This is a genomic window from Bacillus horti (assembly GCF_030813115.1).
Lineage (GTDB): Bacteria > Bacillota > Bacilli > Caldalkalibacillales > JCM-10596 > Bacillus_CH > Bacillus_CH horti.
Genome location: NZ_JAUSTY010000001.1, coordinates 397,838 through 413,801 on the forward strand (window position 1 = coordinate 397,838; position 15,964 = coordinate 413,801).

The window sequence follows — 15,964 nt, forward strand, 5'->3', positions numbered from 1 at the left end:
TATTCTTAGGAGAGCTTTTATGATGAATTTATACTCTAATCTACCTGATCCTTCCCTCTATTTGCAGGCACTTTTGCCTATTAGTAATGATGCTATTGCCATGATAGATAGATATGGAGAGGTGGTTTACTGGAATGATGTAGCTGAGCAGTTCTATGATATTCCAAAGGAGAGGATTGTAGGAAGACCGATACGTGAGTTCTTTAGAGAAGAGGATCTCATGGTCCTGCAGATTTTAAAAACAGAGCATTCCGTCCGGGAGCTTTACCACAGGCCAAAGCCTGACACTCACGTTCTGATCAACGCTTCTCCCGTGTATGACCAGCAGGGAAGCTTAATTGGAGCCATTTCCGTGGAACAGAATATCAGCCGGTTGGTAAAATTAAATGAAGAGCTTACCCAAACCTCCTCCCAGCTAGATGAGTTAAAAAACGAATTAAACCGTGGACAGTATGAAGATCCTTTTACCAAAATAAAAGGACGGAGCCCTGAGCTGAAGCAAGCCTTGGAGTTAGCAGCAAAGGTGGCTCAAACTGATGTGCCTGTGCTTATTAGTGGGGAAAGTGGAGTCGGTAAAGAGTTGTTCGCTAGGGCGATTCATCAGGCTGGTGCACGTTCAGAGCAGCCCATCATCCCAATTAACTGTGGCGCTATACCTCCCTCCTTGTTTGAAAGTGAGTTGTTTGGCTATGAAAGCGGGGCATTCACTGGTGCGACAAAGGGAGGAAAGCTAGGTAAGATAGAAATGGCCGATGGGGGTACATTGTTTTTAGATGAAATAGGAGAGCTGCCTCTGGATATGCAGGTTAAGCTTCTACGAGTTTTGCAGGAGCAGGAGGTGTACAGAGTTGGGGCTACAGAAGCTAGAAAGGTAAATGTTCGTATTATAGCTGCCACAAATAGAGATTTAGAGCACAGAGTAACGGAAGGATTATTTCGAGAGGATTTATTTTATCGTTTAAATGTTATTTCTCTAGTTATTCCCTCCCTCTCTCAACGAGCGGATGATCTAGAGGAGCTGATTCATATCTTTTTGCAGGAGTTTGCCGCTCGTTATAAAAAACCTGTGCCGAGCATTGATTTTTCGGTGTTGCAGGCTTTTAAAGCATACTCTTGGCCAGGGAACATACGGCAGCTTAGAAATGTGCTTGAGCGGATTGTTGTCTTAACTGAACGGGGACTGATTACATTAGCTGATTTGCCTGCTTCTTTTACAGAGCTTTATGGAACCGGATATGAACAAGGAACTAGGCAAGCTTCTTCTATTCCTCCTTTATCGACAAAGCTGGAGCCCTCAGTAAATGTGCTTGATGATTCTGATGCAGCAGTACCTTATGTAAGAAAGGAAGAGATTTTGCTACAAGAGCAAAAAAATGCGTTAGAAAAAGAACGAATAAAAACGGTTCTGAAGGAAACGTATGGAAATAAAAGTATTGCAGCCAAAAAGCTAGGTATTTCTAGAGCTACATTGTACCAAAAGATAGCGAAGTATCAGATTGTTTGGGAGGAGTAGCGTGCCTGATCTCCTCTCTTACTTAATTTTTAAAACCCTATACACAGCTTCATGTCAGTCAAAAGAGCAAGGATGTGGATAAAGCGTTAGTAAAGCGCAAAAAACTGTGGGTTACTCTGTATTAACTGTGGCTATTCTGTGTGTAGCTTGTTATTAACTCCTCTGTTTTTGTGGATTAAATATTGATATCCACAGTCCATCGTAATTACTTTGAGGTTTTATATAAACTAATCTATTAATCTGTGCTTCCTATGTGCACAACGTGTGTATAAAGTCCTTTTTCTGTTAGTAACCCGTGTACAAGCTGTGTACATTTCATATTAAGAAAGTATAAAATTTGAAGAATACAGGGTATCAAATTTTGTACTTTCTTATATGTTCAAAAAAGATAGCCGAGAAGCGTAAGCTCCTAAGGCTATCTCTTTTATTTTTATCTGCTCTATTAAACTTTCTCCATACTGGTGAATAATCTCCTCAATGGTTTGTCTATCTATCCCACCACTGCCTTTGTTGGCTTTTACTTTCTCCATGCTTCTGCCAATATGTCAGGTCGGTAGACCTTATCATAGAGGGCATGAAATCTACGTGTAGGATTTTCCTTGGCACAAAGATATAAAGTTGTCCAAAGTTCTCGAGCTTTTACGTTGGTGTAGTTAGCAAGTTTACTTGCATTCACTCACTCTTACCTCCTTCCAACTTGTGAACAAAGTAGGGGTCCTTCCCTCATTAGAGTTGTGTTGTCTCTAGCTTCATCAGTACTATGACCCCCTCCAACTCCCTCTTTGCCATTCCTACTTTCACCTTTGGCTTATATAGGTCTGTTCTACTTCCCGTACGGGAAGTGCAAAGGAGGGTCTCCCCAGTTCCGTTACCTACTTTCCTAGCATGTCGTTCCCCTTACCCCGAGGGATTCTTCGGTGCTGCCTTTCCAAGATCTTCACACCTTCCATGGCTTTCGCCTAAATGATCTAGACTCAGCTTCCCTTTGTCCTCAAACGAGGTTTCTTTTGACGAGGCGGCAGGATTCACTTTATGTTACAACCTGCTAGGTTGCTCGCATCCCTAACGGGATTACTTTGTCACAGGGCTTCAACCTTAGGATTACTCCACCAGTTGCCTGTCAGCTACTAAGCGACTTGGTTCTTACTTAGATCGGACTTGCACCGACTAGCAATTAACGGCTTGCTGGGCACGCAGCATTAAAAAAGGGAGCCTCAAAGCTCCCTCTTTCCTTATATCCTTAAATTCTGTTTTGTAAACTTTAACATATTTTTATTTTACATGCCCTTTTAAAAACTAAATCCAAATAGTCTACCTTCATCATTTTCTCTATCATCAAGGACTACTACAACTTCATCTTTTTTTAGTTCAAATAGCTTCCCGTCAGTTAGTCTTGGAATATCGTCTTCAAGTGTAGTAAATATATACTGTATCCCATCCACTCTGCATTTTTCTCTTATTGTTTCTATATATTTTATTTTTTTCGTATCAGACATAGACTCTAAACTACCATCATGATAAGCAAACTTAAAAAATTCTCTAACGTCTTTATATGCTATTATAACTGCAAGGTCAAAACATACACACAGCATTTTTCTGTAAGAATATCCTTCGGATTTGGATGTTAGCACATCTTCTTTTATACTGGTTATTTTAGCTTCAAACTCAATGTTATTATTAGAATTAATACTGTGAAATAATATGGCTGTTTCATCTAAAATATCTTTAACTAGACTACTAAACAACGATTGTATTAGTTTAAAGAAATCATTTACTTCTTTAAGATGTTGATTAATTTTATCAACAAGCTTTTGAATTTGGCTCTCAATTTGAGATATATGTAAACCTTTTTCTTTTAGAATGTCAATATTGTCTATTTTATTTAATAGCTGACTTATTTCATTTTCAACTTCAACAAGTTCCATCTGATATTTCTTGAACTTTACGAAAGAATCTTTTTCTTTTAGCACAGATAAAATTTCATTTCTTTTACTGTTTAGAATTTGCAGTTCTGCATTGACATTTTGCAATTCCTCTTCGTTTCTTTGTAAATTTTGCTTTAGAAATTTATTTCTCTCACTAGTAATATCATAATTAAATTGTACTAATTCCTCATAGCTTTTTTCAAGTTTTTCTGGAAAATTAATTTCAATTTCTTCAAATAATTTACGGATAGATGATAAATCAAATTGAGTTTGTTTGTTTAATGAATCATTTATTTTATCTAATTCAAACTGTAACTTATATTCTTTTGAATTGAGGTTTGCTATATCTTTCTCTATATCTTCAATCAATTCTTTGTTTAATTTTCTTTCTTTAGCATAAAAATCAAAATTATCTATTTTAGTCTTTATTTCTATTCTTTTTTTCTCATTCACATCAATAAGAGCTTGAATTTTATTTAAATCCATGTAAGAAATTTTTAACTCATATTCCATTTGCTCCAGTAGTTTTTTTTCAACATTTAATTGAGTTTCTAAATCATATTTATTTTTTATAAGACTTCCTTTAAATCCAAACAAATCTGTTAGTGGTGGCTTCCATGTTGAATCGCTTCCCCTAAACTTTGACAATTTAAATACTTGATCATAATCATATTGAGTTCTTAGAAAATAATTAAGAAAAGTTCTATAGGAGTATGGCAGCACCTTATTAAAGCCCCACAACTTATTTAAAAGGTTTTTTGGATTCTTCCCTTCGTCATTAGATGTTAAAGGCATATCAACATAATCCCAAACGGTTTCCTCTGTAAAGTTTTGCTTTCCTATCAAATGTAATTTAATCGATACCTTTGTACTGTTTTTTACAGACCTTTTAATTGTTATAAAACTGTCTTTGTTCCGTTTTAATTCTAAGAAGAAAATGTGATTTTTAAATTTTTCTTTATTATCTTTTAAAAAGTGTCCTTTTTCTAGCTCTTTCAAGAACATAAAATCTAGAAGGTTTATTAAGGTACTTTTTCCTAAATTATGAGAGTTAGAATCAAGGTTTTCTTTATTAACGATTTTACCCAAAACGATGTTTAATCCATCGGAGAAATCAATCTCTTTAAACCTAGAATCGTTACTATAAATTTTAGATATTTTCATATTAACAGCTCCAAATTATCTTTCTTTTTATCATAACTAATTACACCTAGAGAATATAAGAATGTAAGGGCTAAAATAAATATATCTTTAATATCATCTTCAAAATTTCTACTTATTCTCATTAAAAGTTCATCATAATTCATAATTTTATTTACTTTTAGACTAGTCACTATATAATATGCAACATTTAGCACAGATAAATTAATGTTCATAAATTTATGAGGTTTTATCATATTTAACTCCTATATCACAATTCCAATACATGTAATGTAAAAACACCCATATAAGCTCTTTATCAAAGCATATATTATAATTATCTTTCTCAACAATATAGCTATACACAGCATCAAAAATTTTATCGAAGTACACAAAATCAGTTCTATTAGATACAATTTTATTATTAAGTTCTCTAGCAGTAGTCAAGTATTTGGATAAAAATATCTCATTCCTACGATCATTTAAGAATTCAGAAATTTTTTCAAAGTATATTAGGCTATTTGATTTAATATGTTCAAAATATTCATGAGTCAAATTATTAAGTTCGTTCTTCTCTTCAATATTAGGTCTATAGAAATCATTACACTCTGTCACTATCCCCACTATTTCCACAACCTCCTGTGAAAAGCAATCAATAACTTCTTTTATATCTTTTTCATAAAATCTAATTGGATGGGGATTATAATAGTTAATATCTCTGGAAGCGACTAAGTTATTACTACCAAAAACAAGCTGTCTAATTTTATCAAACATTATTTATATCACCAGCTGCGACAATATTATCATCACCCTTTACTCCTTGTCTTATTTTTCGTGATTTTTTTTACATTAAAAACTATGTTATTATTTATTTTCACTACTGTAACTGCAACAAAAAGAGAAATCAACAATGACAGGATTGATGCTACTCCAGCAAAAATATTAAAAAATTCCATATAAACTCCCCCTAATCTTTATTACTTGCTATATTATCTCCTACCTTCGACAGTTTACCTAAATATTCCTTCTATCTAAATAAGTGATAAATTAAAATTTGTTTGTTGAACAGTAGAATTAATACCATCAAGCAATTTACTAAGAGGGCAGATTTTTAAAAACCTGTATTCTAAAACCTATTAGGTAGCTAGACTAGGATTTTACAGATGAAACTTACAAGCTAACTTGGATCTAAGAAATAAATATATAAGAAAATCTTTTTCAATTTACCAAGAAGATTATTTTCACTAATCAACCATTCTTGAAGAGGAATCCTCATATGAAGAAGAAAATTAGAAAAGCCACAATCATATTTTCAGCTAATTTGTCCATAAAATTCTAGCATACTAAACACTATAGCAGAAGAATTCAGTTCAACAGGTGCGGAATACATTCTATCGTTCAGGGCTACTAACTTGTCTTATAATTGCCAAAGGAATGAAATCTCTAGTTTTTATGTAATATCAATAATTTGAAAATTAAGAAAACCATTCCTCACTTATTGAAGAATGGTTTTAATGTTTTAAATCCTCTAAATGATACGATCCTCAAACCAACCAATTAAATGCTGTAAACGCTCCAAGCGATGCTTAGGCTTACCAGAGCGAGACAATTCATGATTTTCATCAGGGAAGCGAACGAGCTTTGTTTCTACTCCCAGATAGCGGAGAGCGATGTACCATTGCTCAGCCTGTTCCATTGGACAACGTAAATCCTGTTCACTATGCAGGATTAGGGTCGGCGTTTTTACATTACGAGCGTAACGGATTGGTGAAACTCTTAAAAGCTTTTCTTCGTCATCCCATAGGTTTGCCTTGCCGTGCTGGGCGTAAGTGAAGAAGAAGCCGATATCACTTGTGCCGTAGAAGCTGAGCCAATTACAAATACTGCGCTGAGTAACAGCCGCTTTAAAGCGATCTGTACGAGTGACGATCACATTAGTCATGTAACCTCCATAGCTACCACCTGTAACAAATAGCTGGTTCTGATCAATAAAGCTAAACTTCTCTACCGCATAATCCACTCCAGCCATAATGTCCTCATAGTCCATACCGCTATAATCTCCTACTACGGCACGAACAAATTCATCTCCATATCCGTGACTTCCACGCGGATTTGTATATAGAACGACATAGCCTTTAGCCGCCATCAGCTGCATTTCATGGTGCAAGCCATTTCCGTATGCGGTGTGTGGTCCTCCATGAATTTGAAGAATCATTGGGTAGGTTTTATCTGCATTAAACTTATAAGGCTTAATAATCCAACCATCGATCTCCCAACCATCAGTACTTTTATAAGTGAAAGATTCTGGAGCACTAAGCTGTACCTCCTCTTCAAGAAGCTCTTTATTCCAATGAGTAAGCTGGTTAATGTTATGCACATCATTTAAATCCTGTAGCATGAGGTCTCCTGAAGAAAAAGGAGTGGCAAGAACAACAGCAGCCTTGTGATCACCTACCAAATCATAAGAGGAGACAGAAGCCACTTTTCTCGTCAGAGCTTCCGAAACATTTCCTTCAAGATCCGCCTTAAACAGCTGTACATCCCCACCGACTGTTGCAATAAAGTAGACCTCTGTTGAAAAGCTATTCCATTTTAGACTAAGGGCTGCGGTGTCATATTTCGCATCGACTCCAACTAGATTTCCAACTGTGTAATCAAACTCTGAGCTTAGGCTTTTAGCCTCTCCACCCTCGCCTGGAACCACGTAAACCTGTGTGTTTCCTGATGAGAACGCTCCCCTTTCATGCCCGGCAAAGGCAATCCACTTCCCGTCTGGAGAATAAGAAGGTGAAGCTATAGAGCCCTTCCCTTTATACAATTCTGTCTCCTGACCTGAAGCTAAATCAAATTTGTATAAGGAAGGAATATATTCCCACTCTTGCTTTTCCTCGTTCGAACCAATATAGATAACAGATTGACCATCAGGAGAAAATTGTGGTTGCCCGAAATCAAACTTCCCATTAGAAAGTCTTGTATAGTTTTTTGTCTCTAAATCAAAGAGATAAACCTGCCTACGCTTCTCATCAAAAATCCCAGCTCCATCCATTTTATAGCGCAGTCGAGTAATAACCTTCACATCGCTCCTAGCTTCCTCTTTTTTGTCTTTATGGCTACCAGCGGCATCTGTCAGAAGCTCAGGAGTTTCTTGATCCTCTTCAGCTTTTATTACTAAGGCTAAGGAATTCCCATTCGGGGACCAGCTAAAATCAAGCACTCCCTCTTTAACGTTAGTTAATCGCTTCGCCTCTCCGCCAGACATGTCTAACGCCCAAACTTGGTTTTTACCCGTTCGATTGGATAAAAAAGCAAGGCTCTTTCCGTCCGGTGACCATGCTGGTGCTGTATCTTTAACCAGTTTGCCCTCAATATAAGGTGCGGTGAACGCCCTACCTTCACCTGTTAAATCACTCACATAGATTGAAGAATAATACCCGTCCTTATCGTGATCCATTTGTGTAAATACATAGGCTACTTGGTCACCTTGAGGTGATACCTGAGGGTTTCCTACATACTTTATTCGTAAAAGATCATCTGCTGTTATTGCACGTTTCCCCATAAATATGTTCCTCCAATCTAATAATCGAAATTGCCTGACTATTCAACTTGAATCTTTCATTAATATCTTCTCTATTTAAAATCTCCAAATTCCATCATAACATATTTCGCCAGACGAAATAAATATTTAAGCTAACTTATTTTGTAGGAAATGTGTTGTCTTTTGGAACTATTTGGAACCATTTGCTGAAGACAAAACAAAAATCCTGCCCTATCCAGGCATGTATACCTGACTGGAAGTATACCTGTACTTTTTAGGACAAGATTTTCAAGCTTTACCTTTGTTCAATCTATACCCATCTTAATTAATGCTCTTCGTCTGATTGAGTATAATGATTGGCTTCATTAGCTTCTTTTTCAGTGTCTTCAGCTAGCTTTACTCTTTTACTTCGGACAGTCTCTCTGGAATAGTATCCTCGGTTTCTCCAGTTCTTTTGTATAAACACACCTATTACAACAAGCACACCTATAATGGTTAATATAACGTATGCACTATGTGTTACATACTGCCCGACGACCTGAGCAGTCATTTATAGTCATCCAAATCCTCAGACGAACCCAGTTCTAAGTCTGACATATCTAAATCAACATTAAATTGATTTCCTCTACGTGAAGAGCTTTTGAGCATTGTCTTCTTTGCCTTCTCAGTCCATTCATTGGCTTGACGCATCGATTCCTTCGCTTTATGCTTCATTGTGTCCTTTGCCTGATCCATCGCTTCCCTTGTTTGGTCCATTACTTTCTCAGAGCTTATTCCCATCATTGCCATTACAGGACAATAACGGGTGATTCCCTCCGCTACCTTCATTGCTGATGCCATTGTAACTAGTAACGGAGTCACTCCATAGGGTCTACGAATCATTTCAGCAGTCCCCCAAGCCACTCCAGTTAAGCCCATTGTAATTCTAAATAAAGCGTCTGTTGTACTGACGTTTTTTTTATTCTGCATTTACTTTTACCCTCCTGATTCATGCTAGCAAGTTATTGCTTTTCAGTTAGTATGAGCTATTACCCGAAAGAGCATGTACGAATGACAAAAATCACATTGAATTCACACTAAAACATGATATGGTAGGGTTGTAATTTTCGTTGAATCGTCAAATCCAGCAGGCTCATTTCTTGATACATTCGTGTAAAATGGTCATAATGGTACTAGTGATGATGAAAAGAGGGTCGGAAATTTGATGTTGAAAAATGATACTTTTTTACGTGCGTGTCGCAAGGAGAACGTCGAGCATGTACCCGTTTGGTATATGAGACAAGCTGGACGATATGATCCAGAGTATAGAAAAATTAAAGAGAAGTACTCTTTATTAGAAATTTGTAAGCAGCCAGAGCTTGCCGCTGAAGTTACTCTTCAGCCGGTTAAAAAGCTTGGTGTTGATGCAGCTATTCTCTATTCCGATATTATGAATCCTGTAGCGTCCATTGGCATTGATTTTGATATTGTGAAGGATATTGGTCCTGTGATTTTTAACCCTATTCGCACAAAAGCTGATGTGGAAAAGCTAAAGCCTATACAGGTAGAAGAGGATTTAGGGCATGTATTGGAAACCATCCGGATTTTGGATCGTGAACTAACGATTCCACTTATCACGTTTGCTGGGGCCCCATTTACGATTGCCAGCTATCTGATTGAAGGAAAACCATCAAAAAATTATTTGAAAACAAAACAGCTAATGTACAGTGAGCCTGATGTTTGGCATTTATTGATGCATAAGCTTGGAGATATGGTCATTGCCTATTTAAAAGCGCAGATTCAAGCTGGAGCGAAGGCTGTGCAGCTTTTCGATAGCTGGGTCGGCTCTTTAACACCACAGGATTTTAAACAATTTGTGTACCCGACAATCTCTCGTATTTTTACTGAGCTTAAGGATGTGCAAGTACAAAAAATCTATTTCCCAGGGGTCAGCTCCGGAGAATTATTGCCTGAGCTTAGAGACTTGAATGTGCAGGTTATTGGGTTAGACTGGCGAGTTTCTATTCCAGAGGCTAGAAAGCGTTTAGATCATCGTTTTGCTGTGCAAGGGAATCTAGATCCTACAGTGCTTACAGCTCCACAGCATGTCATTGAAGAGCATGCTAAAGCGATTATTGACCAAGGATTAGAAGAGCCGGGATACATTTTTAATCTAGGACATGGTTTGTTCCCTGAGGCTTCTTTAGAGAAGCTTAAGGAGCTTACAGCATTTATTCAGCAATATTCCAAAGAAAAAATTCAAAGTATGAAGGTTTAGCCGTTCCTATGGAAGGATACAAGGAAAAGAGCAGCTCATGTTCTTTTCCCACTTTTATGTCTAGACTATCTTCAAGACATATCCTTTAGCACATAAGTACTATGCCTAATTAAAATATAGATCATATCAAGAGCTATAGTAGGGGGTTACATGATGGAAAAAAAGAAGATTGGTGTACTGGTGATGTCTTACGGGACGCCTGAAAGCATTGAGCAGGTTGAGGAATATTATACCCACATTCGTAGAGGACGCCCTCCAGAGCCTGAGCAACTGCAAGAGCTACAGGAGCGTTATGAAGCGATAGGTGGACTTTTTCCTTTAAGACAAAATACGGACCGTCAAGTGAGAGCTTTACAGGATCGCTTAAATGAAGGGGATCATCCGTATGAGTTTGTCTGTTACCAAGGTCTGAAGCATGCCCGTCCATATATTGAGGATGGAGTAAAACAAATGGCTGAGGATGGGATTAAGGAGGCGGTTAGTGTTGTTTTAGCTCCACACTACTCTGTGATGAGTGTAGGTGGGTATAACAAACGAGCGAAGGAAACGGCTGAAGAGGTTGGTATTTCCTTAGATAGTGTCAAAAGCTATCACCTGCATCCGCAATTATTAAAAGCTTTGGTTGAAAGGGTAAATACTTCCCTAGCAAAGTTTTCCGTTGCAGCTGAGCAGGTTCGTATTCTTTTTACCGCTCATAGTCTTCCTGAAAAAATACTTGAAATGAGAGATCCGTATCCACAGCAGTTAAAGGAAACGTCCAAAGCAATTGCTGACCAGGTTGGAACAACGAATTGGGAGTTTGCTTGGCAAAGTGCCGGTCAGACGGCAATGCCTTGGCTTGGACCAGACATCCTTGATGTGTTAGCCCGAGTGCGTAAAGAAGAGGACGTTAGGCATGTGCTCGTTTGTCCTATTGGCTTCGTTTCCGATCATTTAGAGATCCTGTACGATATTGATATTGAATGCCAGGATGCAGCTAAAGAGCTTGGGATACATTTAGAAAGAACAGCTTCCTTAAACACGGATCCCTTGTACATTGATACGTTAGCTGATGTTGTGACACAAACACTTCAAGTAAACAAAGGGTGATGGATGATGGGGGATAGTAAAAAAATTGTTATCATTGGTGGCGGTATTACAGGCTTAAGCGCTGCCTTTTATCTAGATAAGCTTGCCGAGGTTAGCGGGACCAAGCATCAGATCACCGTACTAGAGCAAAGTGATCAATTAGGTGGCAAAATCCAAACGATCCGCAAGGATGGATTTGTGATTGAAAAGGGACCCGACTCCTTCCTCTCGCGCAAGCTACCCGCTTATGAGCTTGCTAAGGAGCTTGGAATTGAAGGGGAATTAGTGGGCACAAATCCAGCTGCAAAAAAGACATACATCCTACATAAAGGTCGCTTTCACCGTATGCCACAAGGACTTAATTTAGGGATTCCTACTGAAATTAGTCCATTCGCTACTACAGGGCTGATTAGTCCTGCTGGAAAGCTAAGGGCCTTAATGGATATCGTACTCCCTAAAAAGCAAGAAGACAAGGATGAGTCGCTTGGTCACTTCCTTCATCGTAGGCTGGGTAAAGAAGTGCTCGAACGCGTGGCTGAGCCTTTGCTGGCGGGGATTTATGCTGGTGATACGTACAAGCTTAGCCTTAAGGCTACATTCCCCCAATTTAGGCAAATGGAACAACGTCATCGTAGCTTAATCTTAGGAATGAAAGCAAGTATGGCTAAGGCTGGTCAGACGGAAAACCTTCCCGATATTGTGAAGCAAAGCCGCTTTCTTTCTTTTAGGAATGGCTTGCAGACGCTTGTGGATCACCTTGTAGCAGATTTACAAAAGAATGACATCCAGCTTTTGACTAAGACAAAAGTGCAATCTGTCACTCATGCTGGACCTTCTCCTGATGGAGTTAAAAAATCACCGTTTCAAGTTATCCTTGATGGAGGAGAATCTATACCGGCTGATTCCATTATCTTAGCTCTACCTACAAAAGCGATTTCTAACCTGCTGTCCTCCACGTTTCCAATGGCAGAGGAGCTAGAGAAGATTCAATACGTTTCGGTGGCGAATGTGATTATGACCTTTAACCGCGAGGACATTCAGCATTCCCTAGATGGATCAGGCTTTGTTGTTCCACGAAAGGAAAAGACAAGCATTACAGCATGTACATGGACCTCTAGCAAATGGGGGCATACTGCACCTGACGGTAAAGTGGTTATTCGCTGTTATGTTGGCCGATCTGGAGATGAGGAAATTGCTGCAGAAGATGATGACGTCATTATAGCTAGAGTGCAGAAGGATTTGGAAAATCTAATGGGGATTAAGGCTACTCCTCTCTTTTACGCCGTGAACCGTTGGCCAAATTCTATGCCTCAGTATCCAGTAGGTCACTTAGAGCTTGTTGAAAAAGTTAGAAAAGAATTAAGTGCTTATATGCCAGGGGTATATATGGTTGGAGCAGGCTTTGGTGGAGTAGGAGTTCCTGATTGTATTAGACAAGGAAAAGGGGCGGCTCAACAGGCTTATGCTCACCTATTAAAAGCATAAGGCAAAAAAATTAGGACAGTCTTGGGCACAGTGCTCAGGCTGTCTTTTTACATTTATTAGACTATTGGAATGGAATATTAAACAGTTCTATCATACGGCTAGTGATGTTGTAATTGTAGAAGGTATTTTAAAGCTAAAGAAACGGATGAATATGATTTTAATGGGGTCTCTATTATTAAATTTGATCGCAACATGAGAATTTATGAGGTCAAGGAATTTCAAGCTGATCCGACCGTTCACTATCCTTTCTCAAACCAAAAATGATAAAGCTTTGTTCAATATTATTTGTAATATTATTTGTTCAATCTTATCACTAAAAAGAGGCTACCTAATAGGCAGCCTCAGGATAGGAAAATCCTATCCATCTATATAAAAGGGGGGGTGAACGAAATTATTAGGGATTGTGACTAAAGCTAGAGACCCAGTCTACTTACTAAATTAGTACAGATTCAGACCTTGTACTGTTTTAGTAAATGTTACGGTAGATTTTTATGGACTTTAGCACCAGCCCATGTCGCAGCCTTCAACATATTGGTCATCCTCTACACCATCAACCTGCTTTTGGTAGATTTTATTGTCCTCAATGCCAAAGCCTTCTTCAAATTTATATTTATCCTTCTCTGCTGTAGCTGACATACTCATACTGCCAATGTATCGCTCTCCAACATAAAATACGATTTTGTCTTCTTGGATTTTACCGATGACTTTGTTGGAGATCTCGACTTTTTTAACTCTTGGCTCGTTTTGTACGCTTTGCTGTGTCATCTGTATCCCTCCTATGCTTAATCTTTTCCCCCTTCTCAGGACGCTCAAACCTATTATTTTTCTTCTATGAAACATGAGAATCTCATGAGTAATTTCTGTAAAACTAGTCGGTTCATCGAAGTGTCAAAAGATGTTCATTTGGCATTTATAGAGGGGAATGTTATACTTTTTCATGAGTTCATGAAATAAGGCGAGGACATATATATCATTTTATAAGTTAGGAGAGATGAACAATGAGTGAAGCAGTAAATACATTAGAGGGATGGTTTGTCCTGCATGATGTAAGAACGATTGATTGGGCAGCATGGAAATCCATTTCCGAGGATCTAAGGCAAGCCGCTTTAGATGAACTGCTTACGTTACAGCAGGAATGGTCACAAACAGAGGAAAACAAGCTTGGAAGCTATGCTTTATATTCTGTACTTGGTCATAAGGGTGATCTTGTTTTTATGCACCTACGTCCTACCATGCAGGAGCTGAATGCGGTTGAAACAGCGTTTAATAAATCATTGTTTGCCGAATTTACGATTCCTTCGTATTCCTACGTATCAGTCGTAGAGCTAAGCACCTACGTATCTTCTCCAGATGTAGATCCAGAAACGGATCCATACATTCAAGGGCGCCTAAAGCCGATTCTACCAAAAACAGAGCATATTTGCTTCTATCCTATGAATAAGCGTCGCCAAGGCAATGATAACTGGTACATGCTTAGCATGGAAGAACGTAAAAGCATGATGAGAAGCCATGGTATGATTGGCCGAAGCTATGCGGGAAGAGTAACACAGGTGATTTCAGGTTCGGTCGGATTTGATGATTGGGAGTGGGGCGTTACGTTATTCGCTGACGATCCAATTACGTTTAAGAAGCTTGTGTACGAAATGCGTTTTGATGAAGTGAGTGCTAGATATGGAGATTTTGGTTCATTTTTCGTGGGCAACAAGGTGGACAACACCTCTCTTGCTGAACTTTTAAGCATGTAAAGGGGTTCGTGCTTCTATTAACATATAAATTTATGCTTCTATTAACATATAAAATGGCATAAAAATTTCTGAGGCTCTTCGATACTTTTGAGGGTCCTTAACCATTTGAGCCTCTTAAAACATTCGAAGCTCTGTAATAATCACAAAGAATAAAAAAAGCAATCTTGGCCTTGTGCCTTGACTGCTTTTTTCTATACTCCTAAAGATTTGACCACAACTATTCATCTAAGAATAATAATCTGATGGGAAAAATCAGTATTGAGAGTGATTGAGAGTGTATGAACATTCTTAATGTCCAATTTAAGGGGTTATCCCGAGTTAGACATTCACAAAGATGAAGTGCAAATATACACTTAATAAATGGAGAATTTCATGTAAAATGATATATAACTGCAAAAATACACTTAATAAGCTCAGATTAATAAGATGTTATCTAAAAATCATTAAATAATTGCATTTTTGCAGGTAAATGATTAATTTATCTTTGATATTGATCTATTAATTGCATATTTGCAATTAAATCTTCAAAACCCAGAGCATCCATCGGATCGACCTTTATTTTCTTCTTCTATACAAGTCCATGGACTTGTACCCTTCTCCTAGAATCTTTTCCATTTCTATCAGGCGCTTCTCTTGAGTTTCTTTTCTTTTAGCACTATAGACGTAACGTGCCCAATCCTTTTGATAGCCAGGGGTTAAAGCGTTATATATTTCAAGTAGCTCTTTCTTATGATCCAGGTATAGCTTAATATCCTCGATATGATGAATATAATCATCTACACGTTGACTTTTTTCAGAGCTCGACTTCTTTTTCGTTTTCTTACGCTCAGATTTTAAGCCGATCACTGTAAAAACATCATTTAAGCTAACCATCCGGGCAAATTTTATATGACTGTCTAAAACAAAGCCTTCCTCATCTATAGGAAGCCTCTCAAAAAAGCTGTCTCTGTCAATATACTCGGAGTATTTCTTGTTATTCTTTTTAGGATAGGCCATAAATAGATATCCTTTATCAGTCAATAAATCCTGATTAATCACTGACTGCACACAGTCTGCATATTCATCTAAGCTAAAAATAAAGGTGAAAACCATATCATACTTTTCTTTGCTAATCGTTGTATCATAGCTTAGCTGATCCAAGTCGTGTACGTCATCAGGCTTTTTAAGCACTAATTTGGTAGGAAATTTTGTTAGATTAAGTTTGTCGACAATGCTTTTTTCTGAATTCAAGCTTGCTTCAATCTCCTTCCTCTATCAAGAAACTCATTGTTTTTTTATCAAGAGACTCATTGTTTT

Annotated in this window: 14 protein-coding genes; 5 read left to right on the top strand and 9 right to left on the bottom strand. The window is 37.9% G+C overall.

The features are described from left to right. Window positions 1-19: 19 nt before the first annotated feature. The gene (locus tag J2S11_RS01835) at window positions 20-1,513 is read left to right on the top strand and encodes a sigma-54 interaction domain-containing protein (RefSeq protein WP_307390098.1); all 1,494 of its coding nucleotides are present in this window, start codon (window positions 20-22) and stop codon (window positions 1,511-1,513) included. Between the two features lie 517 nt (window positions 1,514-2,030). On the opposite strand, the gene J2S11_RS01840 is transcribed toward J2S11_RS01835, so the two are convergent. The 7 genes from J2S11_RS01840 to J2S11_RS01865 form a co-directional block, all read right to left on the bottom strand. Continuing rightward, window positions 2,031-2,189, bottom strand: coding sequence for a hypothetical protein (locus J2S11_RS01840; protein ID WP_307390101.1), 159 nt, complete (start codon window positions 2,187-2,189; stop codon window positions 2,031-2,033). Window positions 2,190-2,802: 613 nt separating this feature from the next. Continuing rightward, complete coding sequence (locus J2S11_RS01845) at window positions 2,803-4,602, bottom strand: DUF2326 domain-containing protein (RefSeq protein ID WP_307390104.1); 1,800 nt, start codon at window positions 4,600-4,602, stop codon at window positions 2,803-2,805. After that, a complete protein-coding gene (locus tag J2S11_RS22250; protein ID WP_370875418.1) occupies window positions 4,599-4,835 on the bottom strand; it encodes an ABC-three component system middle component 6 in 237 nt (78 codons plus the stop codon). The genes J2S11_RS01845 and J2S11_RS22250 overlap by 4 nt, the downstream gene beginning before the upstream one ends. Next, complete coding sequence (locus J2S11_RS01850; protein ID WP_307390107.1) at window positions 4,819-5,352, bottom strand: ABC-three component system protein; 534 nt, start codon at window positions 5,350-5,352, stop codon at window positions 4,819-4,821. The genes J2S11_RS22250 and J2S11_RS01850 overlap by 17 nt, the downstream gene beginning before the upstream one ends. 754 nt (window positions 5,353-6,106) lie before the next feature. Continuing rightward, window positions 6,107-8,134: a S9 family peptidase gene (locus tag J2S11_RS01855; protein WP_307390108.1), complete on the bottom strand. Its 2,028-nt coding sequence runs from the start codon at window positions 8,132-8,134 to the stop codon at window positions 6,107-6,109. A gap of 304 nt (window positions 8,135-8,438) precedes the next feature. Next, window positions 8,439-8,663 carry an EYxxD motif small membrane protein gene (locus J2S11_RS01860; protein ID WP_307390111.1) on the bottom strand — a complete coding sequence of 75 codons (225 nt, stop codon included), beginning with the start codon at window positions 8,661-8,663 and terminating at the stop codon, window positions 8,439-8,441. After that, window positions 8,660-9,082, bottom strand: coding sequence for a YgaP family membrane protein (locus tag J2S11_RS01865; RefSeq protein ID WP_307390113.1), 423 nt, complete (start codon window positions 9,080-9,082; stop codon window positions 8,660-8,662). The genes J2S11_RS01860 and J2S11_RS01865 overlap by 4 nt, the downstream gene beginning before the upstream one ends. 235 nt (window positions 9,083-9,317) lie before the next feature. Between J2S11_RS01865 and hemE the strand changes: the two genes are divergently transcribed. The 3 genes from hemE to hemY all read left to right on the top strand — a co-directional run bounded on the left by hemE (window position 9,318) and on the right by hemY (window position 12,923). Beyond that, window positions 9,318-10,370: a uroporphyrinogen decarboxylase gene (gene hemE, locus J2S11_RS01870; RefSeq protein ID WP_307390116.1), complete on the top strand. Its 1,053-nt coding sequence runs from the start codon at window positions 9,318-9,320 to the stop codon at window positions 10,368-10,370. 153 nt (window positions 10,371-10,523) lie between these two features. Next, window positions 10,524-11,459, top strand: a complete 936-nt coding sequence (gene hemH, locus J2S11_RS01875) for a ferrochelatase (protein WP_307390119.1) — start codon at window positions 10,524-10,526, stop codon at window positions 11,457-11,459. Window positions 11,460-11,465: 6 nt separating this feature from the next. Further along, window positions 11,466-12,923, top strand: coding sequence for a protoporphyrinogen oxidase (gene hemY / locus J2S11_RS01880; protein ID WP_307390122.1), 1,458 nt, complete (start codon window positions 11,466-11,468; stop codon window positions 12,921-12,923). A 498-nt stretch (window positions 12,924-13,421) separates the two neighbouring features. On the opposite strand, the gene J2S11_RS01885 is transcribed toward hemY, so the two are convergent. After that, entirely contained in the window at window positions 13,422-13,688 is a 267-nt protein-coding gene (locus J2S11_RS01885; RefSeq protein ID WP_307390125.1) for a DUF2553 family protein, read from the bottom strand. A gap of 233 nt (window positions 13,689-13,921) precedes the next feature. Here J2S11_RS01885 and hemQ point away from each other — a divergent pair, with 233 nt between their 5' ends. Continuing rightward, window positions 13,922-14,668 carry a hydrogen peroxide-dependent heme synthase gene (gene hemQ / locus J2S11_RS01890; protein WP_307390128.1) on the top strand — a complete coding sequence of 249 codons (747 nt, stop codon included), beginning with the start codon at window positions 13,922-13,924 and terminating at the stop codon, window positions 14,666-14,668. A gap of 555 nt (window positions 14,669-15,223) precedes the next feature. Here the strand turns inward: hemQ and J2S11_RS01895 are convergent. Continuing rightward, entirely contained in the window at window positions 15,224-15,898 is a 675-nt protein-coding gene (locus J2S11_RS01895; RefSeq protein ID WP_307390131.1) for a YdeI/OmpD-associated family protein, read from the bottom strand. Window positions 15,899-15,964 lie beyond the last annotated feature (66 nt).